At 67.9% G+C, this 20642-nt stretch carries 21 protein-coding genes; 9 read left to right on the forward strand and 12 right to left on the reverse strand.

All coding sequences use genetic code 11. The features are described from left to right. Positions 1-278: 278 nt before the first annotated feature. Positions 279-1106, reverse strand: coding sequence for an inositol monophosphatase family protein (locus SOM47_RS13005; RefSeq protein WP_042615229.1), 828 nt, complete (start codon positions 1104-1106; stop codon positions 279-281). A 115-nt stretch (positions 1107-1221) separates the two neighbouring features. Between SOM47_RS13005 and SOM47_RS13010 the strand changes: the two genes are divergently transcribed. The 3 genes from SOM47_RS13010 to SOM47_RS13020 all read left to right on the forward strand — a co-directional run bounded on the left by SOM47_RS13010 (position 1222) and on the right by SOM47_RS13020 (position 5126). Continuing rightward, positions 1222-1986 carry an RNA methyltransferase gene (locus SOM47_RS13010; RefSeq protein WP_192083322.1) on the forward strand — a complete coding sequence of 255 codons (765 nt, stop codon included), beginning with the start codon at positions 1222-1224 and terminating at the stop codon, positions 1984-1986. 78 nt (positions 1987-2064) lie between these two features. Beyond that, positions 2065-2997, forward strand: coding sequence for a phosphate/phosphite/phosphonate ABC transporter substrate-binding protein (locus SOM47_RS13015; protein WP_192084128.1), 933 nt, complete (start codon positions 2065-2067; stop codon positions 2995-2997). Next, on the forward strand, positions 2994-5126 hold the full coding sequence (locus tag SOM47_RS13020) for a putative bifunctional diguanylate cyclase/phosphodiesterase (protein WP_320505815.1): 2133 nt from the start codon (positions 2994-2996) through the stop codon (positions 5124-5126). Before SOM47_RS13015 ends, SOM47_RS13020 begins: the two co-directional genes overlap by 4 nt. Positions 5127-5133: 7 nt before the next feature. Here the strand turns inward: SOM47_RS13020 and epmB are convergent, their stop codons facing one another. Beyond that, positions 5134-6138, reverse strand: coding sequence for an EF-P beta-lysylation protein EpmB (gene epmB / locus SOM47_RS13025; RefSeq protein ID WP_320505816.1), 1005 nt, complete (start codon positions 6136-6138; stop codon positions 5134-5136). Between the two features lie 120 nt (positions 6139-6258). Between epmB and efp the strand changes: the two genes are divergently transcribed. The 5 genes from efp (at position 6259) to SOM47_RS13050 (ending at position 10484) form a co-directional block, all read left to right on the forward strand. Continuing rightward, positions 6259-6825 (forward strand): elongation factor P, encoded by a 567-nt coding sequence (efp, locus tag SOM47_RS13030; RefSeq protein WP_320505817.1) that lies wholly within the window; start codon positions 6259-6261, stop codon positions 6823-6825. Positions 6826-6974: 149 nt separating this feature from the next. Then, positions 6975-8318, forward strand: a complete 1344-nt coding sequence (locus SOM47_RS13035; protein WP_192083325.1) for a TRZ/ATZ family hydrolase — start codon at positions 6975-6977, stop codon at positions 8316-8318. Positions 8319-8360: 42 nt separating this feature from the next. Beyond that, positions 8361-9077, forward strand: coding sequence for a bifunctional 2-polyprenyl-6-hydroxyphenol methylase/3-demethylubiquinol 3-O-methyltransferase UbiG (gene ubiG / locus SOM47_RS13040; protein ID WP_320505818.1), 717 nt, complete (start codon positions 8361-8363; stop codon positions 9075-9077). After that, positions 9074-9769, forward strand: coding sequence for a phosphoglycolate phosphatase (locus tag SOM47_RS13045; protein ID WP_320505819.1), 696 nt, complete (start codon positions 9074-9076; stop codon positions 9767-9769). Before ubiG ends, SOM47_RS13045 begins: the two co-directional genes overlap by 4 nt. 10 nt (positions 9770-9779) lie before the next feature. Further along, a complete protein-coding gene (locus SOM47_RS13050) occupies positions 9780-10484 on the forward strand; it encodes an isoprenoid biosynthesis enzyme family protein (RefSeq protein WP_320505820.1) in 705 nt (234 codons plus the stop codon). A gap of 354 nt (positions 10485-10838) precedes the next feature. Here the strand turns inward: SOM47_RS13050 and SOM47_RS13055 are convergent, their stop codons facing one another. Genes SOM47_RS13055 through yidD form a run of 3 tightly spaced genes read right to left on the reverse strand, consistent with a single transcriptional unit; the run spans position 10839 to position 13280 of the window. Then, positions 10839-11678, reverse strand: coding sequence for a M23 family metallopeptidase (locus SOM47_RS13055; RefSeq protein WP_320505821.1), 840 nt, complete (start codon positions 11676-11678; stop codon positions 10839-10841). Continuing rightward, positions 11678-13024, reverse strand: a complete 1347-nt coding sequence (locus SOM47_RS13060) for a dihydroorotase (protein ID WP_320505822.1) — start codon at positions 13022-13024, stop codon at positions 11678-11680. Before SOM47_RS13060 ends, SOM47_RS13055 begins: the two co-directional genes overlap by 1 nt. Position 13025: 1 nt before the next feature. Then, positions 13026-13280, reverse strand: coding sequence for a membrane protein insertion efficiency factor YidD (gene yidD / locus SOM47_RS13065; RefSeq protein ID WP_042615209.1), 255 nt, complete (start codon positions 13278-13280; stop codon positions 13026-13028). A gap of 370 nt (positions 13281-13650) precedes the next feature. Between yidD and dksA the strand changes: the two genes are divergently transcribed. Then, on the forward strand, positions 13651-14910 hold the full coding sequence (gene dksA, locus SOM47_RS13070) for an RNA polymerase-binding protein DksA (RefSeq protein WP_320505823.1): 1260 nt from the start codon (positions 13651-13653) through the stop codon (positions 14908-14910). A 307-nt stretch (positions 14911-15217) separates the two neighbouring features. Here the strand turns inward: dksA and SOM47_RS13075 are convergent, their stop codons facing one another. Genes SOM47_RS13075 through SOM47_RS13105 form a run of 7 tightly spaced genes read right to left on the reverse strand, consistent with a single transcriptional unit; the run spans position 15218 to position 20629 of the window. Continuing rightward, positions 15218-16210, reverse strand: coding sequence for a tetratricopeptide repeat protein (locus SOM47_RS13075; protein ID WP_320505824.1), 993 nt, complete (start codon positions 16208-16210; stop codon positions 15218-15220). Positions 16211-16218: 8 nt separating this feature from the next. Then, positions 16219-16710 carry a cytochrome c-type biogenesis protein gene (locus tag SOM47_RS13080; RefSeq protein ID WP_414715803.1) on the reverse strand — a complete coding sequence of 164 codons (492 nt, stop codon included), beginning with the start codon at positions 16708-16710 and terminating at the stop codon, positions 16219-16221. Further along, the gene (locus SOM47_RS13085) at positions 16688-17305 is read right to left on the reverse strand and encodes a DsbE family thiol:disulfide interchange protein (protein ID WP_042615204.1); all 618 of its coding nucleotides are present in this window, start codon (positions 17303-17305) and stop codon (positions 16688-16690) included. The genes SOM47_RS13080 and SOM47_RS13085 overlap by 23 nt, the downstream gene beginning before the upstream one ends. A 14-nt stretch (positions 17306-17319) precedes the next feature. Next, on the reverse strand, positions 17320-19239 hold the full coding sequence (locus SOM47_RS13090) for a heme lyase CcmF/NrfE family subunit (RefSeq protein WP_320505825.1): 1920 nt from the start codon (positions 19237-19239) through the stop codon (positions 17320-17322). After that, positions 19240-19701, reverse strand: a complete 462-nt coding sequence (ccmE, locus tag SOM47_RS13095; protein ID WP_320505826.1) for a cytochrome c maturation protein CcmE — start codon at positions 19699-19701, stop codon at positions 19240-19242. It abuts the gene before it with no gap. Then, positions 19698-19883 (reverse strand): heme exporter protein CcmD, encoded by a 186-nt coding sequence (gene ccmD, locus SOM47_RS13100; RefSeq protein WP_320505827.1) that lies wholly within the window; start codon positions 19881-19883, stop codon positions 19698-19700. Before ccmD ends, ccmE begins: the two co-directional genes overlap by 4 nt. Beyond that, the gene (locus tag SOM47_RS13105) at positions 19880-20629 is read right to left on the reverse strand and encodes a heme ABC transporter permease (RefSeq protein ID WP_320505828.1); all 750 of its coding nucleotides are present in this window, start codon (positions 20627-20629) and stop codon (positions 19880-19882) included. The genes ccmD and SOM47_RS13105 overlap by 4 nt, the downstream gene beginning before the upstream one ends. Between the last annotated feature and the right edge of the window lie 13 nt (positions 20630-20642).

Raw genomic sequence — 20642 nt, forward strand, 5'->3', positions numbered from 1 at the left:
AAGGACTCTGACCCCATTTTTCTCCCACCCTTCCAACCCCTGCCTTGTCCATGGCCGCCATGGACCTGTCGAAGGTGGGGCGGGGTGGGTTGGCGGGGGCGTTGAGCGCCATGGATGGCGCGAAACGAGGCCCGCAGGAGCGGCTCTTGCCGTCCCCCGCCAAGCCACCCCGTCCCGCCTACACCCAGCCCTGCAGCCTTTGACGTTGACCTTGACGTTGCTCCAGAAAGCAGAACGGCGCCCGCAGGCGCCGTCCGCTCAACCTGATTCAAGCGAAATCAGAACTTCGCGTCGAACTCGGCGGCGTAGCCGGTGTTGACCAGGACCTTCTGCAGCGACTCGGCCACCTTCAGGTTGCCGGCCACCACCTGATGGTTTTCCGGGCCGCGGTTGTCCATCCGGCCCAGCGTGGCGCCCTTGTAATCGCAGACCTTGCCGCCGGCTTCGCGCACCAGCAGGATGCCAGCGGCGATGTCCCAGGACTTCACCCCGGCCTCGAAGTAGGCATCGGCGCGGCCACAGGCCACGTAGGCCAGGTCCAGCGCGGCCGAGCCGGTGCGACGCACGTCCTCGGCCTGCACCAGCAGCGTATCCACCGCCTTCAGCTGGGCGCTGGCGCGGGCGCGCTCGCGCGGGGCGAAACCGGTGTGGATCATCGTGCCTTCCAGATCCTTGCGGTCCGACACGCGGATGCGGCGGTCGTTGAACACCGCGCCGGCACCGCGGCTGGCGGTGAACAGTTCATTGCGCAGCGGATCGAAGATCACCGCGTCGGTCGGCTCGCCGTTCTCCACCAGCGCGATGGATACGCAGTAGTGCGGGAAACCGCGCAGGTAGTTGCTGGTGCCGTCCAGCGGATCGATGACCCACATGTAGCGGTTGGCACCCTGGGTGCCACCTTCTTCGCCGATCACCCCGTATTCCGGGTAGGCGCGCTTGAGTTCCTTGACGATGACTTTTTCCGCGTCCGCATCGACCTCGCTCGCATAGTCCATGCGGCCCTTCTGCACCACGTTGAGCGCCTCGAGCTTGTTGATGTTGCGCAACAACACGTTGCCGGCGAGGCGGGCGGCCTTGACCATGACGGTGACGGCGGGTTTCTGCATGGCGGTAGCTCCCGGGAGGGCAGAGGGGGGATCGGCGGGGGAAAAGAGCAGGTCCGGCGCAGTGGCCGGCCGCACAGTTTACCATTGCAGGCCGTCCAGCTCGACTACCGCGTTCATGTCCGATCCATCCATTGCTTCCCGTATCCGTTTCGTCCTGGTCGGGACCCAGCATCCCGGCAACATGGGCGCCGCCGCGCGTGCCATGAAAACCATGGGCCTGGCCCGGCTGGTGCTGGTCGCCCCGGAAAAGCCGCTGGACGAAGACGCGTTCCGGCGTTCGGCCGGCGCCGAAGACGTCCTGGGCGACGCGCCGGTGGTGGCGACCCTGGCCGATGCCGTCGCCGACTGCACCCTCGTGCTGGGCTGCACCGCGCGTGCGCGCCGGGTGCAGCTGGAAGAACTGCTGCCCACCGTGGCCGCCACCCGGGTCGCGGCCAAGGCGGCCGAAGGCGCTGAAGTGGCGATCGTGTTCGGTCGTGAGCGCACCGGCCTGACCAACGAAGAGCTGCAGCTGTGCCATGCCGCGGTGCATATCCCGTCTGATCCGGCGTTCAGCTCGTTGAACCTGGCCGCAGCGGTGCAGGTGCTCGCTTACGAGGTGCGCATGCGCCTGCTCGGCGATGCGGCCACGCCGGTGGCCGAGCCGGGGCTGCGTGAACAGCCGGCCAGCCATGAGCAGATGGAAAGCTTCTTCGGGCAGCTGGGCGAGACCCTGGACGAGATCGAATTCCACAAGGGCCGGGCGCCGGAATCGGCGATGCGCAAACTGCGCCGGCTGTTCCTGCGCAGCGAACCCAGCGAGCAGGAAGTGCGGCTGCTGCGTGGGATCCTGGCCGACGCCCAGCGGATGGCCAGGATTGCGCACGGCGACAAAAAATAGCCTGACGCAGTTCTCATTTTTTCGGGTAGTCTTTCCCTTACATGACGGGGGAACATCGTGAACGCTTGGCTGGGACGCATGCAGTGGGGACTGCTGGGCCTGGCGTGCCTGCTGATGGCAGGTGCGTGCATGGCGGCGTCGCCGGCGTCCAGCAGTGGACGCCCGGACCAGCGTCACGTGCTGGTGCTCGGCCGCATCAGCGATGACCCCAAGGCCCATCATGCGCAGCTGCAGCCGTTGCTCGACTATGTCGTGGCCCACATGCATGACCTGGGGATCACCGAAGGCCGCGTGTTGATGGCGCGCGATGCGCAGCAGATGGCCAGCTACCTGCGGCGCGGGCGCGTTGACTGGGTCACCGAAACGGCCAGCACCGCGGTGGCGCTGGGCCAGCGCGCCGATGCGCGCCCGCTGCTGCTGACCGAACGCAGCGGGGTGCGCGAATACCACAGCGTGTTCTTCGTGCGCCGCGAGAGCCAGCTGCACCAGTTGGCCGACCTGCGCGGGCACACCCTGGCCCTGCAGAATTCGGCCTCCACCAGCGCCTATCTGGTGCCGGCCATGACCCTGCTGGAGAACGGCCTGGTGCCGCAGATCCTGCAGGAACCCGATGACACGCCGACCGCCGATGCGGTCGGTTACGTGTTCGCGCGCACCGAACTGAACATCGCCACCTTCGTGCAGAAGGGCATGGTCGATGCGGGCGCGGTGAGCAGCGTGGACTGGGACGACGAACGCCGGGTGCCGCCTTCATTCAAGCATGATCTGCGGGTCATCCATCGCACTGCGCCGTATCCGCGTGCAGTGGAGGTGGTGCGCCCGGACCTGGATCGGCGCGTGCGCGATCGCCTGCAGCAGGTGCTGCTGGATGCCGCACGGGATCCGCAGGCGAAGGATGCGTTGGCACGCTTTTTTGGTACATCCGGCTTCCATCGCGTTGATGCGCGGATGCTGCAGCGGCTGGATGATTTGAAACGAGGACTGGTACGCGTGCGGATGGAAGTGGAATGAAGGGCCTGGGCTTGGGATCGGGAATGCAGGCGCGCTTCGTGCTGGCGATGGGCGGGGCGATGCTGGTGGTGGTGGCCATCCTGGCGGTGCTGCTGGGGCGGCAGGCGGCGACGCAGCGGGAAGTGACCCGCCTCAGTGGCACGGTGATCCACGAACTGTTCGACCGCAGCATGCGCAGCCGCGGTGAAACGATGGCCCGTGAGCTGGCCGATGCGCTGTCCAATCCGCTGTACTACAACGATCTGGAGCAGGTCGGGTCGCTGGTGCGCAACGTGTCGCGGCAACGTGCGGTGGGTTACGTGCTGGTGTTCGATGCCAAGGGCCGCCTGCTGCACGACGGGTCGGTCGGGGTGCCGGACTACGGGCGTGCGATGACCGATCCGCTCGCTGCCAGGGCGGTGGCCGCCAAGGGTGCGCTGGTGCAGGAATCGCCCAAGGTGCTTGAGAACAGCATGCCGATCATGGTCGGCAACCAGCGCCTGGGCGGCGTGCGCGTCGGCATCTCGTTGAAGGACGTGCAGGTGCTGGAGGCACAGGCCAGCCAGACACTGGCGCAGCGGCTGGAACAGGTCGGCACCCGCCACCTTGGCTGGTTGCTGCTGATGCTGGCCTTGCTGGCGGCGATCGGCGTGGCGGTGGTGTTGTACGTGCAGCGCACCCTGGTCACGCCGATCCGTGGGCTGGCGATGGCGGCGCGGCAGATCGAGGCCGGCGACTACCAGGTGCCGCTGCGCGAGAACCACCGCGATGACGAAGTCGGCGAGCTGGTGCGTGCCTTCGCGCGGATGCGCGATGCCATCGCCCGGCATGATCGCGAAGTGCGGCACATGGCCTACACCGATGCGCTGACCGGCTTGACCAATCGGCTGGCGTTCCGCGAGGCGCTCGACCATCGGCTGATGGCGGCGCGCGCTTCGGGTCACCAGTTGGCGTTGCTGTTTGCCGACATGGATGATTTCAAGCGGGTCAACGACACGCTGGGCCACGAAGCCGGCGATGAAGCGCTGCTGCAGTTCGTGCAGCGCATCAGCGAGGCGGTGTCCACGGCGGGTGGCGACGACGCCCTGCTGGCGCGTTTCGGCGGCGACGAATTCGTGATCCTGCTGGCTGAAGGCGATGTCGCCGCGCAGGCGCGCGAGCTGGCCGACCTGCTGGTGCGCGAGCTGGGCAAGCCGCTGCGCGTGCAGGGCCGCGAGCTGTTCCTCGGGGCGTCGATCGGCGTCACGCTGTTCCCCGATGATGCCGCCGATGCGACCACCCTGCTGAAGAACGGCGACATCGCCATGTACCAGGCCAAGATGGCCGGCAAGAACTGCCATCGCTATTACAGCCGGGCCATGGACCACGCCGTGGAGCGCCGCGTGCACATGGAGCAGGAGCTGCGCGGTGCCTGGGAACGCGGCGAGCTGCGGCTGGCCTACCAGCCGATCTTCCGCACCCGCGACCGGCGCATGGTCGGGGTGGAAGTGCTGCTGCGCTGGCAGCACCCCACGCTGGGCACGATCCCGCCATCGGTGTTCATCGAAGTGGCCGAGCAGAGTGGGTTGATCGAAGTGATCGGCCCCAAGGTGCTGCGCGCGGCCTGCATGGAGGCCGCGCAGTGGCCGCGCAATGTCGACGGCGAGGGCCTGTTCGTGTCGGTCAACGTGTCATCCCGGCAGCTGCGCGGCGGCGAACTGCCGGACCTGGTGGCGCAGTGCCTGCACCAGTCCGGGCTACCGGCTTCGCGCCTGCACCTGGAGCTGACCGAAACCGCAGTGATCGGCGATGAGATGCTCGCTGCGCAGTTGCTGGACAAGTTGCACCGCACCGGCGTGAAGGTCTGGCTGGATGACTTCGGTACCGGGTTCTCCGGGCTCAGCCACCTGCGCCAGGTCCCTGTGGACGGGGTGAAGATCGACAAGAGTTTCGTCGCCGACATGCAACGCGACCCGGACGACCTGGCCTTGACCACCGCGATCATCGCCATGGCCCACGCGCTGGGGATCACCGTGGTGGCCGAAGGCATCGAACAGGAAGTGCAGTTCGACCTGCTCAGCCAGCGCGGCTGTGACCTGGCCCAGGGCTACTGGCTGAGCCACCCGGTCACCGCCACCGCGGTGGTGCAGATGATCGAATCCGGCGCCTGATTTCCCGCTACACAGGACGCTTGCTGGGGTCGCCGGGCAGTTCGCGGACCAGCTTGGGGACCAGGTAGCCGGACAGGCGTGCGGTCAGTGCGGCGATCAGCGCCTTGGCCGTTGCATCGTCCACTTCGAAGTGGGCCACGCCCTCCACGCGATCCAGCTGGTAGAGGTAGTAGGGCATCACGCCGGCGGCGAAGCTGCGTTCGCTCAGCGCGGCCAGGGCGTCTTCGCTGTCGTTGACCCCGCGCAGCAGCACGGCCTGGTTCAGCAGGTGCGCGCCGGCCGCGCGCAGGCGCGCCAATGCGGCATCCACGCTGGCATCGAACTCATTGGCATGGTTGGCGTGGATCACGAAGGCCAGCGGCCACGGCAGGCTGCCCAGCCAGGCCACCAGTTCATCGTCAACGCGCTCGGGCAACACAACCGGAAGGCGGCTGTGGATGCGCAGCCGGCGCAGGTGCGGGATGGCGCGCAGGGCGTCGGTCAGCTCTACCAGCTTGTGCGTGGCCAGTGACAGGGGATCACCGCCGGACAGGATCACTTCGTCGATGCCCGGGTCTTCGGCGATTGCCCGCACCGCGTCCTGCCAGCCCCCCTTGGCGGCGTTTTCGGTGCCGTAATCGAAGTGGCGGCGGAAACAGTAACGACAGTTGATCGCGCAGCTGCCGGTGGTCACCAGCAGCGCGCGGCCACGGTACTTCTGGATGACCCCGGTGGCCTTCTTTGCCGCGCCGTCGCCGACCGCATCCAGGCTGAAGCCGGGCACCTGGCGCATTTCGGCGTCGATCGGGAGTACCTGGCGCAGCAGCGGATCGTGTGGGTCGCCATGCCGCATGCGGGCCACGAACCCTTCCGGTACGCGCTGTGCGAACTGCTGCAGGGCCGCCTCCGAAACGCCCAGCGCGGCAGGCTCCAGCCCGAGCCGTGACAGCAGTTCGGCCGGGTCGCGTATCGCCTGGCGCCAGAGCTGCTGCCAGCGGGCGGAAACGGGGCGGTGAGCGGCGGAGAGCTGCATGGACAGGGGGCCTGCGGTTATCATGGGGGCATAAATCAGTGCCCACCGTCCTGCGGTGGGCTTTCCATTCTATCCGGCTCGCCGCGCATGCGGCGGTTTCGCCATTTGAGGAGCTTGAGCATGGCCACTGCGGGCATGAACGATGTCAAGAACGGGATGAAGATCCTGGTCAACAATGAACCGGCCGTCATCTCGGAAACCGAGTTCATCAAGCCGGGCAAGGGCCAGGCCTTCACCCGCGTGCGCTACCGCTTCATCAAGTCCGGCCGTACCGTGGAAATGACCATGAAGGCCACCGATGACGTCGAAGTGGCCGACGTTGTCGACACCAACATGGACTACATGTACAGCGACGGCGAGTACTGGCACTTCATGGACCCGGAAACCTTCGAGCAGGTGCAGGCCGACAAGGCCGGCATGGGCGGCGCGGAGAAGTGGCTGAAGGGTGAAGAATCCTGCATCGTGACCCTGTGGAACGGCTCGCCGATCTTCGTGCAGCCGCCGAACTTCGTTGAACTGAAGATCACCGAAACCGATCCGGGCGTGCGCGGTGACACCTCCGGCGGCGGCGGCAAGCCGGCCACGCTGGAAACCGGCGCGGTGGTCCGCGTTCCGCTGTTCGTGAACCAGGACGAGATCATCAAGGTCGACACCCGCTCGGGCGAATACTCCGCGCGCGTAAAGTAATCCGGCGCAGCCGGATTACGGTAGGGACGGCCGCTGGCCGTCTGCTCCACACGGTAGGGACGGCCGCTGGCCGTCCACTCCCGGCGTTACGTGGGGCGGCCACTGGCCGTCACCACGGCCGACCCGCCGCCCCCGCCAAGTGAGTCCGCATGACCGACACCGCACGCACCCCCGAAGCCTGTGACCTGCTGATCGAAGCCGGCTACGTGGTCCCGATCGAGCCGCATGCGGTGGTGCTGGAAGACCATGCCGTGGCCGTGCGCAATGGCGGGATCATCGCGGTCCTGCCGCGCAGCCAGGCGCGCGAGCGCTTCAATGCCGCCCAGGTGGTCAGCCGACCCGAGGCCGCGCTGATGCCGGGCCTGGTCAATGCCCACACCCACAACCCGATGACCCTGCTGCGCGGGGTGGCCGACGACCTGCCGCTGATGACGTGGCTGCAGCAGCACATCTGGCCGGTGGAAGCGGCGGTGATCGGGCCGGAGTTCGTGGCCGACGGCACCACCCTGGCGATCGCCGAGATGCTGCGTGGTGGCACCACCTGCGCCAACGAAAACTATTTCTTCGGCGACGTGCAGGCAGCGGTCTACAAGAAGCACGGTTTCCGCGCGCTGGTCGGCGCGGTGATCATCGATTTCCCCACCGCCTGGGCGAAGAGTGATGACGAGTACTTCGCCAAGGCCGGCGAGCTGCACGACCAGTGGCGCAACGACCCGCTGATCGGCACCGCGTTCGCCCCGCATGCGCCGTATACGGTCAACGATGCGAACTTCGAGCGCGTGCGCATGCTGTCCGACCAGCTGGACATGCAGGTGCACCTGCACACGCACGAGACCGCGCAGGAAATCAGCGATTCGATCACCCTGCACGGGCAACGTCCGCTGGCTCGGCTGGATCGTCTGGGCCTGGTCAACGACCGCCTGATCGCCGTGCACATGACCCAGCTGACCGAGGCGGAGATCCACTTGTGCGCCGAGCGCGGCGTCAGCGTGGTGCATTGCCCGGAATCCAACCTCAAGCTGGCGTCCGGCTTTTGCCCGGCCTGCGCGCTGCAGCGCGCCGGGGTGAACCTGGCCATCGGTACGGATGGCTGCGCCAGCAACAACGACCTGGACATGTTCAGCGAGAACCGCACTGCGGCGATCCTGGCCAAGGCCGTGGCCAATGATGCGACCGCACTGGATGCGGCCAGCACGCTGCGCGCGTCCACGCTGGGCGGCGCACGCGCGCTGGGCTTCGGCGAGCGCATCGGTTCGATCGAAGTCGGCAAGCAGGCCGACCTGGTCTGCGTGGACCTGTCCGCGCTGGAGACCCAGCCGCTGCACAACGTGCTGTCGCAGCTGGTGTATGCCACCGGTCGCCAGCAGGTCAGCGATGTGTGGATCGCCGGCCAGCCCAAGCTGGTGCAGCGCGAACTGGTCGGCATGGACCTGCCGGGCATCATCGCCAACGCGCGCCAGTGGCGCGAGCGCATCCGCCACGTGCGTGCCTGATCCATCCCATCCGCGCGCCTCCCGGCGCCGCAAGGACACCCCATGAACGCCCCGAATGTCTCTTCCAATTTCGACCAGGCCGAGCTGGACAAATTCGCCGCCCTGGCCAACCGCTGGTGGGACGCAGACGGTCCGCAGAAGCCGCTGCATGCGCTCAACCCGGTGCGCCTGAAGTACGTCGCCGACCGGGCACCACTGCGCGGACTGCGCGTGCTGGACATCGGCTGCGGTGGCGGCCTGCTGAGCGAGGCGCTGGCCCAGGCCGGTGCCGAAGTGACTGCCATCGACCTGGCACCGGAACTGGTCAAAGTGGCGCGCCTGCACGCGCTGGAAAGCGGCGTGAGCGTGGACTACCGGGTACAGGCTGCCGAGGACCTGGCCGCCGAGCAGCCGGAAAGCTACGACGTGGTGACCTGCATGGAAATGCTGGAACACGTGCCGGACCCCGGTGCGATCATCGAAGCCTGCAAGCGGCTGCTCAAGCCCGGCGGCCAGCTGTTCCTGTCCACCATCAACCGCACCGCCGCCGCCTTCGCGGTGGCGATCGTGGGCGCCGAGTACGTGGCGCGGCTGCTGCCCAAGGGCACCCACCACTACCAGGAATTCATCACCCCGGCCGAGCTGTCGCGCTGGCTGCGCGAGGCTGACCTGCAGCTGCAGGACGTCAGCGGCATGGCCTACGAGCCATGGCGCAACCGTGCACGGCTGTCCAGCCGGACCGACATCAACTACCTGGCCCACGCGACCAAGCCGGCATGAGTGCAGTGCGCTTCCCGCCAGCGGTGCTGTTCGACCTGGACGGTACCCTGCTGGACAGCGCGCCGGATTTCGTCGCCACCGCCGGCGACATGCTGGCCGCCCGCAGTCGCCCGCCGGTGTCCCTGGAAGTGCTTCGCCCGGTGGTGTCCAAGGGCTCGCGCGCGATGCTGGGCGCCGCCTTCCCTGACCTGCCCGGCGACCAGCGCGATGCGCTGGTTCCGGAGTTCCTGCAGCGCTACGAAGCGCTGATCGGCCGGCATGCAACGCTGTTCGACGGCGTGGCGGGCATGCTTGCTGCGCTGGACGCCGCGGGCGTGCGCTGGGGCATCGTCACCAACAAGCCCGAATACCTGGCGCGGCTGATCCTGCCGCAGCATGGCTGGCAGGCACGTTGTGCGGTGCTGGTGGGCGGCGATTCGCTGCCTGAGCGCAAGCCGCACCCGCTGCCGCTGCTGCATGCCGCGCAGGCGATCGGCGTCGCACCGTCGCAGTGTGTGTACGTCGGCGATGACGAGCGCGACATCATCGCCGCGCGCGCTGCCGGAATGCCTTCGGTCGCCGCTTTGTGGGGCTATCGCCTGGCCGATGATGACCCGGCCAGCTGGAACGCCGATGTCGCGCTGGACGATGCGCATTCGCTGCAGCAGGCCAGCCAGTGGCCGACCCTCCCGGCACCGCCGGCCAAGAATTGAAGGATACGTAGTGAACAGCAGTGCGTTGGACAGCTTCCTGGACAAGTGGCGTGCGCGTTGGCCGGAATGGTCGGTGGCCGAGCCGTTCGTGGCGCCGGAGCAGCGTGCGCGTGCGGTGGCGTGGTTTTCGCTGCTGCAGGAACTCGATGACATGCTCAACACCAGCGGCGACCCGCTGCCGGCCGATGCCAAGCTGGCCTGGTGGGGCGAAGAGCTGCGCAGCTGGGCGGGGCAGCGCTCACGTCATCCGCTGGGCCGCGTGCTGGAGCCGATCCGCGCGCCGTGGACGGTACTGGCCGATGCGCTGCCGACCCTGGCGGAGGCGCGTGCGGTGGCCGTGGATGCGGCAGCCGCGCAGCGCGCCTTGATGGCGTTCGCCGAAGCGGTGGCGGCGGTGGAAGCGGTATTGTTCGACGACCGTCCGCGCAATGGTGCTGGTCAGGCGGTGCTGCTGCAGACGTTGGCGCAGCGGCTTTACGACGCGGGCGTGGCCGGCGTGCCGCGTTCGCTGCTGGACCAGGAGACCGATGGCGCCTCGCAGCGCTGGGCCGGCGAACTGCTGAAGGACTGGAAGCTGCGCGTTGCCGGCCCCCGCCCGCGACGGATATGGGCAGCGCTGGCGCGTGCACGGCTGCAGGCGCAGGCCAGCGGCAAGCCGATAGAAGCAACGCCGGTGCGCACCTTGTTGCGCGTGTGGTGGGCCGCGCGCGGCTGACGCCTTGGTAGCGCCGACCCATGGTCGGCGAGTACAGCGGGCCTTGGCCTGATCGATTCCGCCGAGCATGGCTCGGCGCTACCCGCTGGTCCGGGTTCTCGGTAGCGCCGACCCATGGTCGGCGAGCACAGCGGGCCGTGGCCTGATCGATTCCGCCGAGCATGGCTCGGCGCTACCCGCTGGTCCGGGTTCTCGGTAGCGCCGACCCATGGTCGGCGAGCGCAGCGGGCTGTTGCCTGATCGATTCCGCCGAGCATGGCTCGGCGCTACCCGCTGGCCCGGGTTCTCGGTAGCGCCGACCCATGGTCGGCGAGCGCAGCGGGCTGTGGGTGACGACCGTTGGTCGTCACGTCCTCACTTGCGTTCCAGCACCAGCAGCGGGTCGATACGGGTGTCGAACCAGTTCATGCCCCAGTGCAGGTGCGGGCCGGTCGCCCGCCCGGTGGCCCCCACCGCGGCAATCACCTGGCCTTGTTCAACGCGGTCGCCGACCTTCACAACGATGCGCGACAGGTGCAGGAAGTTCGAGCTCACCCCAAAGCCGTGGTCGAGCAGCAGGGTGCCGCCGGTGAGATACAGATCCGGTGCGGCGAAGGTCACCACGCCAGCCGCTGGCGCCTTGACCGGCGTGCCGGTGGGCACGGCGATATCCATCCCGGAGTGACCCGATCCGGGCTGCCCGTTGTAGACACGGGCATTGCCGAAGCGGCCACTGATGCGGCCCTGCACCGGCCACACGAAAGGTTGGGCGAAGTCGGCGCGATTGTCGTCGCGCCCGCGCGCGGCGGTCACCAGGGCCTGTTCGCGCTTGATCCGTTCGGCGATCGCCGGCGGCGGATTGACGGTTTTCGGTGGCACGCCGTTGACCCGTTCCACCGGCCAGTCACGCGGGGTCACCGCGATCGCCACGCGCTCGCTGCCGCCGTCGGGCCGCTGCACTTCAACCTGCAGCGGACCCTTCTCGTCGCGACCGATGCCGAACACCACGCTGCCGTAGCCACTCACCCGCAGCGTGCGGCCGGCGAATCGCACCGTGCTGCCCGCCGGCACCTTGCCGATCACCATCGCGCCCTGCGAGGCGCTGGCGGGAAACACGACGCGACTGTCGGTGGTTTGTGCGGCGGCCGGGTTCACCGCGCACAACAGGACGGGCAGGGCGCCGGCGAGTACCGAGGCCAGCAACAGCGCCCGCATCAGCGGTTGAACGCCAGGCGCTGGCCGTTGGCCGCCCCCACGATCTGCGTGCCGTCCCAGGCCAGCTGGCCGTTGATCCAGGTCGATGCGATGCGCGACTGGAACGTGGTGCCTTCGAAGGGCGACCAGCCACACTTGGACAGCACGTCTTCGCGCTTGACGGTGAACGGCTTGTCCTCCACCAGCACCAGATCGGCGAAGTAGCCTTCGCGCAGGAAGCCGCGTTCGGCCACGTCGAACAACTGGGCTGGCGCGTGGGCGAATTTCTGCACCACACGGGCGATGTCCAGCTTGCCTTCGTGCACCAGTTCCAGCGCGGCGGTCAGCGCGTACTGCACCAGTGGCAGGCCGGACGGCGCCTGCGCGTATGGCTTCTGCTTTTCTTCCCAGGTGTGCGGGGCATGGTCGGTGGCGAGCACGTCGATGATGTCTTCCACCAGCGCAGCGGTCAGGGCCTCACGGTCAGCCACGTCCTTGATCGCCGGATTGCACTTGATCAGGTTGCCCAGGCGCGCGTAATCGGTCCGATCAAAGCGCAGGAAATGAATGCAGGTTTCGGCGGTGATCTGCTTGCGGCTGCCATCGGCGCGGATCAGCGGGCCGCGCTCGAACAGGGCCAGCTCGTCGGCGGTGGAGATGTGGAGCACGTGCAGGCGGGTGCCATGCCTGCGGGCCAGCGAAACCGCCAGTTCCGACGACTTCAGGCAAGCCTGGCGCGAGCGGATGTCCGGATGCTGTTCGGCGCTCAGCGTGTCGCCGTATTGCGCCTGGTACTGCTTCATCAGCGCGTCGATCATCGGCGTGTCTTCGCAGTGCGTGATGATCGGGGTCGGCGCGTCGCGGAAGATCGCATCCAGTGTGTCCGGGTTATCGACCAGCATGTTGCCGGTGGAGGCGCCCATGAACACCTTGATGCCCGGCGCGGTCTTCGGATCAAGGCGCTGGATGTGCTCGAGGTTGTCGTTGCTGGCGCCCATGTAGAAGCCGTAATTCGCACGCGCGCGGCCCGCGGCGGCATCGTACTTGGCCTGCAGGGCATCGGCGTTCAACGTCGGCGGATTGGTGTTGGGCATGTCCATGAAGGTGGTCAGGCCCCCGGCCACGGCGGCCGCCGATTCGGTGGCGATGTCGCCCTTCTGGGTCAGGCCGGGTTCGCGGAAGTGCACCTGGTCATCGATCATGCCGGGCAGCAGCCAGCGGCCTGCGGCATCGACCACCTGCTCGCCATCGCGCGCGGCCAGGCCGCTTTCGATGCGGGCGATGCGGCCGTTCTCGATGCGCAGGTCGGCATCGAAGACGCGTCCTTCGTTGACCAGGCGGGCGTTGGTAATCAGCGTGGAAGGCATGTCAGTGGTTTCCTTTGCAGCGGCAGGCGGGATCTTCGGTGCGCTCGGGCACCGGATCGAATCCGCCAGGATGGAAGGGATGGCAGCGGCCGATACGGCGCACGGCGAGCCAGCTGCCACGCAGCGGACCGTGGCCGGCGATGGCCTGCATGGCATATTCGGAACAGCTGGGGACAAAGCGGCAGCGTGGCCCGAGCAGCGGGCTGATGAAGCGCTTGTAGAAGCGCAGCAGGGCGATGAGCAGGTGGGAGATCACCCGTTCATAGTAAAACGAGTGCCCGCGGTTGGGGTGAATCGCGGCGGCATGGCAGCGCTGCCGGTAAATCCCGACGGAACGGCGGTTGCCCATTCAGTGGGAGCCGGTGGGATACATGGTTGGCAGCGGCGCATATTTGTCGCAGGATGGGGCGTTGGCTGCCGCACGCGTCCTGCGCCGCAGCCATGTCGGCGGCATGGCTGCCGACCAGGTTCCGTGCCGCGCAGCAGATGATGCGGGTTCCGGGCAACCCACAGCCCCGTGTTGCAAGGGCCGTGTGTGCGTCCTGTCACGCGGTTGCTGCAGTCGGCCGGGTAGGCTATAAAGGCCCGCTTTCCCGGGCCCCGGGGAATCCAAGGAAGAGCGTTTCGTGGCTGCTAAAAAATCTGCAAAAAAGGCCGTCAAGGCCGCCAAGAAGTCCGCCAGCCCTGTTGCGAAGAAGACGGCGGCCAAGTCTGTAGCCAGCAAGCCTGCCAAGCCGGTGGCCAAGGCAGCGGGAAAGACAACGGCCAGGACGGCCACGGCGAAGAAGGCGCCGGCAGCGAAAGCGCCCGCGAAGAAAGCGCCGGTGAAGAAGGTCGCGGCCAAGAAGGTCGCAGTGACCAAGGCACCGGCGAAGAAGGTCGTGGCCAAGAAGACGGCGGTGACCAAGGCAGTGGCGAATAAAGCGCCGGCCAAGGGCGCTGCGAAGCCCGCCAAGCCGGTTGCCAAACCGGCCGGCAAGGTCGCAAAGAAGCCCGTGGCCAAGCCGGCCCCGGCAAAGAAGGTTTCCACGGTCGCCAAGGCGGCCAAGGCCGCCAAGCCGGTTTCCGGCAAGGCGTCCGCAAGCAAGCCGTCGGCCCGTCCGGCGGTGAACAAGACCGCCACGGCAAAGCCCGCGGTCGGCAAAGCCACCGGCAAGCCGGTGGCGGCGCCCGCAGTGAAGTCCGTACCGAAGCCGGCCCCGCCGGTTCCGGCCACGTCTGTCCCGGCCAGCAACGCCGGCACCAAGGCACCTGAAAAGGTGGCCAAGGCGCCAGCCAAGCAGGCCCCGCAAATCAAGAATCCCGTGCCCGTTTCGAAATCGTCCGCGAAAACCCCTGTGAAATCCGATGCCGCCCCGAAGACCGTCGCCCGCCCGGTGGGCAAGGTCGCCGTGGCAGTGACCGCACGCTCGACCGCTCCGGCGCCGCGCAGCAAGTACAAGGTGGTCGAGTACAAGACCGACGAAGCCACCGGCCGTCCGATCCTGCCCACCGGCTACAAGCCGGGCGCAGAAGAGGAATACATGAGCCCGCTGCAGCAGGAGTACTTCCGCAAGCGCCTGCAGGACTGGCGCGCCGATCTGGTGGAAGAATCCAAGCAGACCATCGAGAACCTGCGCGAGGAAGTGCGTGACATCGGCGATGAAGCCGAGCGTGCGACCCGCGAAACCGAGAACTCGCTGGAACTGCGCACCCGCGATCGTTACCGCAAGCTGATCGGCAAGATCGACAGCACGCTCAAGCGCCTGGAAGCAGGTGATTACGGCTACTGCGTCGATACCGGCGAAGAGATCGGCCTGGATCGCCTCGAAGCGCGCTTGACCGCCGAGCGCACCATCGATGCGCAGGAGCGCTGGGAACACATGCAGAAGCAGCAGGGCGACTGAGCCTGGTGTTCTGAGGCAGTACCGAAAAGCCCGGCTCGCGCCGGGCTTTTTCGTTGCTGCGTCCGCCGGGCATGCGCAGGCCATGTAGCGCCGACCCATGGTCGGCGAGCGCAGCGGGCCGTGGGTGACAGGATTCCGCCGAGCATGGCTCGGCGCTACCAGGGCAGGTCGGTAGCGCCGACCCGTGGTCGGCGAGCGCAGCGGGCCGTGGGTGACAGGATTCCGCCGAGCATGGCTCGGCGCTACCAGGGCAGGTCGGTAGCGCCGACCCATGGTCGGCGAGCGCAGCGGGCCGTGTTCGGCCGCGTTACCGCAGCTGCAGCTCCAGCTCGCCAGTCTGCGGCATCTGCACCGTCACCGGCTCGCTTTCCAGATCGCCCTCGGCGTGCGACGCCGTGCCGGTGCGTGACAGTCGCGCCAGCACCTCTACCTGTGCGTGGGAAGACAGCGGCTGGGTCGGCATCGGGCTGTCGGCGTCGCTGAGGGTGACCCTCGCAGGCAGCGCCTGCAGTGGATAGCGGCGCACCGCCACCGGCATCGGCGGGCCTCCCGGTGCACGTGCCAGCACGAACAATGCCGCGCCCTGCGGCCACTGCGCGGGATCGAAACCGGGCGGTAGCGCGATGCCGATGCTCAGCAGGGGCGTCGCGTTTTCCTGCACCGCGCCTGCTGAAGCGGGGGGCGTTCCGGCACCCGCCGCAGTGCGTGCGATGACCAGCTGTTGTTGCAGCGCAGCCGCCGCCCCGGGCTGCAGGCGCGGCAGCAGCGCTGACCACACGGCCACCGCTTCCGCATCGCGGCCGCGCTGGCGCAGCGCGATACCCAGCAGCCAGGCCGCGCGTTCGGCATCGGGCTGCACCTGCAGCGCATGCTGCAGCCAGCCCAGCGCCCGGTCATCGAAATGTTTTTCCGGATCAGCCTGGGCACGCGCCTGGGCGGCTTCCACCAGCACGCCGGCGTCGTCCGGCGCCAGCGCCGCAGCCCGGCTGTACGCAGCAGCAGCGGCATCAAGCTGGCCGAGTTCGCCGCGCGAGCGGCCCAGCAGCACCCAGCCATCGGCGCGCTGCGGTTCCTGCTCAAGTGCCTGTTCCAGCGCCTGCACGCCATCGCGCAGCTCCGCCAGCGAGGGGGCGCCCGGTGCCTGCGCGGCGCGCGGATCGCCCACCAGCAGGTACAGGCTGGCGCTGGCCAGGCCGATGCTCAGGCAGGCAATGAGGAATCCCACCCGCCCACGCGCGCGCAGCGGCCACAGCACCGCCAGCGCCAGCAGCACGCCAGCAACGCCGGCAAGCGCGGCCAAGCCGGCCGTCACCAGCCGTCACCGCGGGTTTCGTCCACCACCACCGTGCCACCGCGGCGGCGCACCAGCCGCCACACCAGCAGCGCGCCGGCCAGCAGGAACAGCAACGGTCCGCCCCACAACAGCCACGTACCGGGTTGCAGCGTGGGCTGGTACAGCACGAACTCGCCATAGCGCTGCACCAGGAAGCGCTTCACCTCGGCATCGTCATGGCCCTGCTGGATCAACTGCAGCACTTCGCGGCGCAGGTCCTGGGCGATCTGTGCATTGGAATCGGCCAGTGACTGGTTCTGGCATTGAACGCAGCGCAGCTGCGCGGCCAGCGCGTGGAAGCGGGCTTCTTCGGCATCGTCGGTGAACTGCAGCGGCCGCGCATCATGCACGGGCTGCTGCGCGCGGGCGACGCTGCAGAACAGCGATGCCAGCAGCAGCACGGCCATCAGCAGGCCGCCCGCCAGCTGGCTGGCCCGGTGGCGATCAGGGCGTGGCGTGCAGTGCATTGCCGGCATCGGCCTGGGACTTCTCGACCTGTTCCAGCGCCGGGATCAACTTCTGCTCGATCACCGCCTGGGTCATCGCGCCACTGTACTTCCAGCGCACCACGCCGCTGCCATCCACCAGGAAGGTTTCCGGTGCGGCGGTGATGCCCCAGTCGATCGCGGTGCGGCCTTCGATATCACTCAACACCACCATGAAGGGATTGCCGAGCTGTTCCAGCCAGCGCAGGGCATCGGCCGGTTCATCCTTCCAGTTGTAGCCGATCACCCGCACGCGCTTGGTTTCGGCGAAGCGGGTCAGCACCGGATGTTCCTCGCGGCAGGCCGCGCACCAGCTGCCCCAGACATTGAGCAGGTACGGCGCGCCGCGCAGCTCTTCGCTGCGGACCTGGATGTGCGGATCGTGCAGCACCGGCAGTTCGAAGGCCGGCGCCTGCTTGCCGATCAGCGGCGAGGGCAGGACATCGCGCTGCGGATCGCCGCTCTTCATCACCCCATACACCATCAGCCCGAGCAGGCCGAAGAAGAACAGCACGCCGATCACGATGGCCACCGGCGGCAGCGGACGGGAAGGGCGGGGGGCGGGGGATTCGGACATGGAAAACAGGACTCCTACGGACGGCGGAAACGACGATCAACGGCAGCGACCAGGCCACCGAGCGCCATCAGCAGCGCCCCGAGCCAGATCCAGCGCACGAATGGCTTGATATGCACGCGTACGGCCCATGCATTGTTGCCCAGTGGCTCGCCCATTGCCACGTAGACATCGCCGGAAAGGCGCGCGTCGATGCCGGCTTCGGTCATCACCTGGCCACCGCTGGAATACAGGCGCTTTTCCGGATGCAGCAGGGCGCGTTCGCGGCCGTCGCGGAACACCCGCAGGTGGCCGCGGTCGGCGCTGAAGTTCGGGCCCTCGCGATGGTCGACGCCTTCGAAGCGGATCTCATGGCGGCCAACCACCACGGTCTGCCCGGGAGACAGGGCGACTTCGCGCTGCACGTTCAGCGCTTCCACCAGCAGCGCGCCGGCCAGGAACACCGCCATGCCCACGTGGCCCAGCAGCATGCCGGTCATTTCCGCGGTGAAGCGCCCATTGCCACGCAGCCGCTGCCAGATGAAGCGTGCCGTGCCCAGTCCGACCCAGGCAGCCGCGCCGACGCCGAGGCCGACCTTCCAGCCGTTCTGCGGTGCGCGCCACCAGGCCAACGCGGCCAGCAGCACCGCCAGCACCAGCCACGGCAGCAGCAGCGCCAGTGCGCGAGAGGGCTGGTCGCGTTGCCAGTTGACCAGCGGGCCAAACGGCAACAGCAGCACCAGCGGCGCCATCAGCAGCAGGAACAGGCTGCCGAAGTAGGGCGGCCCGACGGAGATCTTGCCCAGCCCCATCGCATCGGCCAGCAACGGATACAGGGTACCCAGCAGCACCATCGCACAGGCACTGGCCAGCAGCAGGTTGTTGGCCAGCAGCAGGGTCTCGCGCGAGGTGGCGGTGAAGCCGCGGCGCGGATCGCTGCTGTCCACGCCCAGGCTGCCGGCGCGCAGCGCGAACAGCAGCAGTGCACCGCCGACCAGGATCGCCAGGAACAACAGGATGAACATGCCGCGCGAGGGATCGGCGGCGAACGAATGCACGCTGGTCAGCACGCCCGATCGCACCAGGAAGGTGCCGAGCAGGGACAACGCGAACGCGGCGATCGCCAGCAGCAGGGTCCAGCTGGCGAAGGTGCCGCGCTTCTCCGTTACCGCCTGCGAGTGGATCAGCGCGGCGCCGGCCAGCCATGGCATGAAGCTCGCATTTTCCACCGGATCCCAGAACCACCAGCCGCCCCAACCCAGTTCGTAGTAGGCCCACCAACTGCCCAGCGCGATGCCCAGGGTGAGGAAGGCCCAGGCCACGTTGGTCCACGGCCGTGTCCAGCGCACCCAGCGCGTGTCGACCCAGCCATCCAGCAGCGCGGCGACCGCGAACGCGAATGGCACCGAGAAGCCGACGTAGCCCAGGTACAGCATCGGCGGGTGGATGATCAGTCCCGGGTCCTGCAGCAGGGGATTGAGATCACGGCCTTCCAATGGCGCGGGGATCAGGCGCGCGAACGGATTGGAGGTGAAGATCAGAAACGCCAGGAAGCCGATGCTGACCAGGCCCATCACCGCCAGCACGCGTGCCTGCACGGTAGCGGGCAGCGCGCGCGAGCCCAGCGCCACCGCGCCGGTCCACGCGGCCAACACCAGCGCCCACAGCAGCAGCGAGCCTTCGTGCGCGCCCCACACCGCCGACCAGCGATACACCATCGGCAGCAGCGTATTGGAGTTTTCGGCGACGTAGCGCACCGAGAAATCCTGCTGCACGAAGGCAGCGCTCAGCACCGCGAAGGCGGCCGCCACCAACAGCAACTGCGCCAGCGCCGCCGGTCGCGCGACCTGCATCCAGCTGGCGATGCCGCGCTGCGCCCCGATCAGCGGCAGGCTGGCCTGCAGCAACGCGGCCAACAGCGCCAGCAGCAGCAGGATCTGTCCCAGTTCGGGCAGCACTCAGCGCACCTCCGGCGCAGGCACGGGAACATCGTGTTTGACGTGCGCCTTGCCCATCTTGTCGGCCAGTTCCTTCGGCATGTAGGTTTCATCGTGCTTGGCCAGCACTTCTTCGGCGATGAAGCGATCACCCTGCAGGCGTCCGGTCACCACTACCGCCTGGCCTTCGCGGAACAGGTCGGGCAGGATCTGGTCGCTGCGAACGGTGAGCTCGGCATCACCATCGGTCACGGTGAACAGCGCCACCAGCGAGCCGGGCTCACGCTTCAGCGAGCCCTTGGCGACCATGCCGCCCAAGCGGAAGCGTTCGGCGCTGCCGGCATCACCACGCAGCACTTCGGCCGGGGTGTACAGGTAGGCCACGTTGCGCTGCAGGGCCATCGCCACCAGCGCGGTGGCCAGCCCGGAAGCGGCCACCAGCAGCAGTACCCACAGCAGTCGACGCCGGCGCTGCGGGTTCATCGCTCCAGCTCCAGCGGCACGCCGTTGCCGGGGCTGGCCGAGCGCCGCGCCTGCTGCCGCTGCTGGCGCTGGCGGGCGTCCTGCCGTGCGCGGCGCAGGCGCAGGTGCGAGCCGATCGCATCGATGGCCAGCACCGCGACGAACACTGCGTAGGCGGCGACCACGTAGCCCAGGTAATTCATGCTTCCCCCTGCAGCTGGCGCTGCACCCAGTCCTTGCCGGCTTCGCGCTGCAGGTTGTCCGCACGCGCCTTGGCCAACAATGAGCCGACGAACCACAGCTTGGTGCCGATCACCATCAGCCACAGCGGCAGCTGCATGCTGGCATCCAGCGTGGTCGGCCCGAACAGGCGGATGGTCTGGCCCTGGTGCAGGCTGCCCCACCAGTCCACCGAATAGCGGATGACCGGCAGCAACGCGACCCCGACGATGGCCAGCAGGCCTGCCGCGCGCGCAGCATTGCGCCGGTCCTCGATCGCCATGTACAGCCCGATCACCCCGAAGTACAGGAACAGCAGGATCAGTTCGGTGGTCAGGCGCGGGTCCCAGTCCCACCAGGTGCCCCACATCGGCCGGCCCCAGATGCTGCCGGTGAGCAGGGTGATGAGGGTGAAGCCTGCACCGATGGGTGCGCACGCCATCGCCAGCACCTCGCAGACCTTGATCTTCCACACCATTGCGATGGCTGCATAAAGCGCCATCAGCGCGAACACGAACAGGCTCATCCACGCGCTGGGCACGTGCACGAACAGGATGCGGAAACTATCGCCCTGCTGGTAGTCGGCCGGCACCACGAACAACGCCTGCCACAGCCCGAAGGCCAGCACCGGCAGCGCAGCGAGGTGGAAGACACGGGACCAGCGACGGGCGAAACGGTCGAAGGTGGGCGGTGAGCCGAGTTGGTGGAACCAGCGGACGATCGGTTGCATGCGGTAGCGGCTA

The organism is Stenotrophomonas sp. CFBP8980, assembly GCF_034046095.1.
GTDB classification, from domain to species: Bacteria; Pseudomonadota; Gammaproteobacteria; order Xanthomonadales; family Xanthomonadaceae; genus Stenotrophomonas; species Stenotrophomonas lacuserhaii.

Coding starts and splice junctions, on each gene's coding strand:
- SOM47_RS13005 (WP_042615229.1), bottom strand. CDS start 1,106: ATGCAGAAACCCGCCGTCACCGTCATGGTCAAGGCCGCCCGCCTCGCC.
- SOM47_RS13010 (WP_192083322.1), top strand. CDS start 1,222: ATGTCCGATCCATCCATTGCTTCCCGTATCCGTTTCGTCCTGGTCGGG.
- SOM47_RS13015 (WP_192084128.1), top strand. CDS start 2,065: ATGCAGTGGGGACTGCTGGGCCTGGCGTGCCTGCTGATGGCAGGTGCG.
- SOM47_RS13020 (WP_320505815.1), top strand. CDS start 2,994: ATGAAGGGCCTGGGCTTGGGATCGGGAATGCAGGCGCGCTTCGTGCTG.
- epmB (WP_320505816.1), bottom strand. CDS start 6,138: ATGCAGCTCTCCGCCGCTCACCGCCCCGTTTCCGCCCGCTGGCAGCAG.
- efp (WP_320505817.1), top strand. CDS start 6,259: ATGGCCACTGCGGGCATGAACGATGTCAAGAACGGGATGAAGATCCTG.
- SOM47_RS13035 (WP_192083325.1), top strand. CDS start 6,975: ATGACCGACACCGCACGCACCCCCGAAGCCTGTGACCTGCTGATCGAA.
- ubiG (WP_320505818.1), top strand. CDS start 8,361: ATGAACGCCCCGAATGTCTCTTCCAATTTCGACCAGGCCGAGCTGGAC.
- SOM47_RS13045 (WP_320505819.1), top strand. CDS start 9,074: ATGAGTGCAGTGCGCTTCCCGCCAGCGGTGCTGTTCGACCTGGACGGT.
- SOM47_RS13055 (WP_320505821.1), bottom strand. CDS start 11,678: ATGCGGGCGCTGTTGCTGGCCTCGGTACTCGCCGGCGCCCTGCCCGTC.
- SOM47_RS13060 (WP_320505822.1), bottom strand. CDS start 13,024: ATGCCTTCCACGCTGATTACCAACGCCCGCCTGGTCAACGAAGGACGC.
- SOM47_RS13080 (WP_414715803.1), bottom strand. CDS start 16,710: ATGCACTGCACGCCACGCCCTGATCGCCACCGGGCCAGCCAGCTGGCG.
- SOM47_RS13085 (WP_042615204.1), bottom strand. CDS start 17,305: ATGTCCGAATCCCCCGCCCCCCGCCCTTCCCGTCCGCTGCCGCCGGTG.
- ccmE (WP_320505826.1), bottom strand. CDS start 19,701: ATGAACCCGCAGCGCCGGCGTCGACTGCTGTGGGTACTGCTGCTGGTG.
- ccmD (WP_320505827.1), bottom strand. CDS start 19,883: ATGAATTACCTGGGCTACGTGGTCGCCGCCTACGCAGTGTTCGTCGCG.
- SOM47_RS13105 (WP_320505828.1), bottom strand. CDS start 20,629: ATGCAACCGATCGTCCGCTGGTTCCACCAACTCGGCTCACCGCCCACC.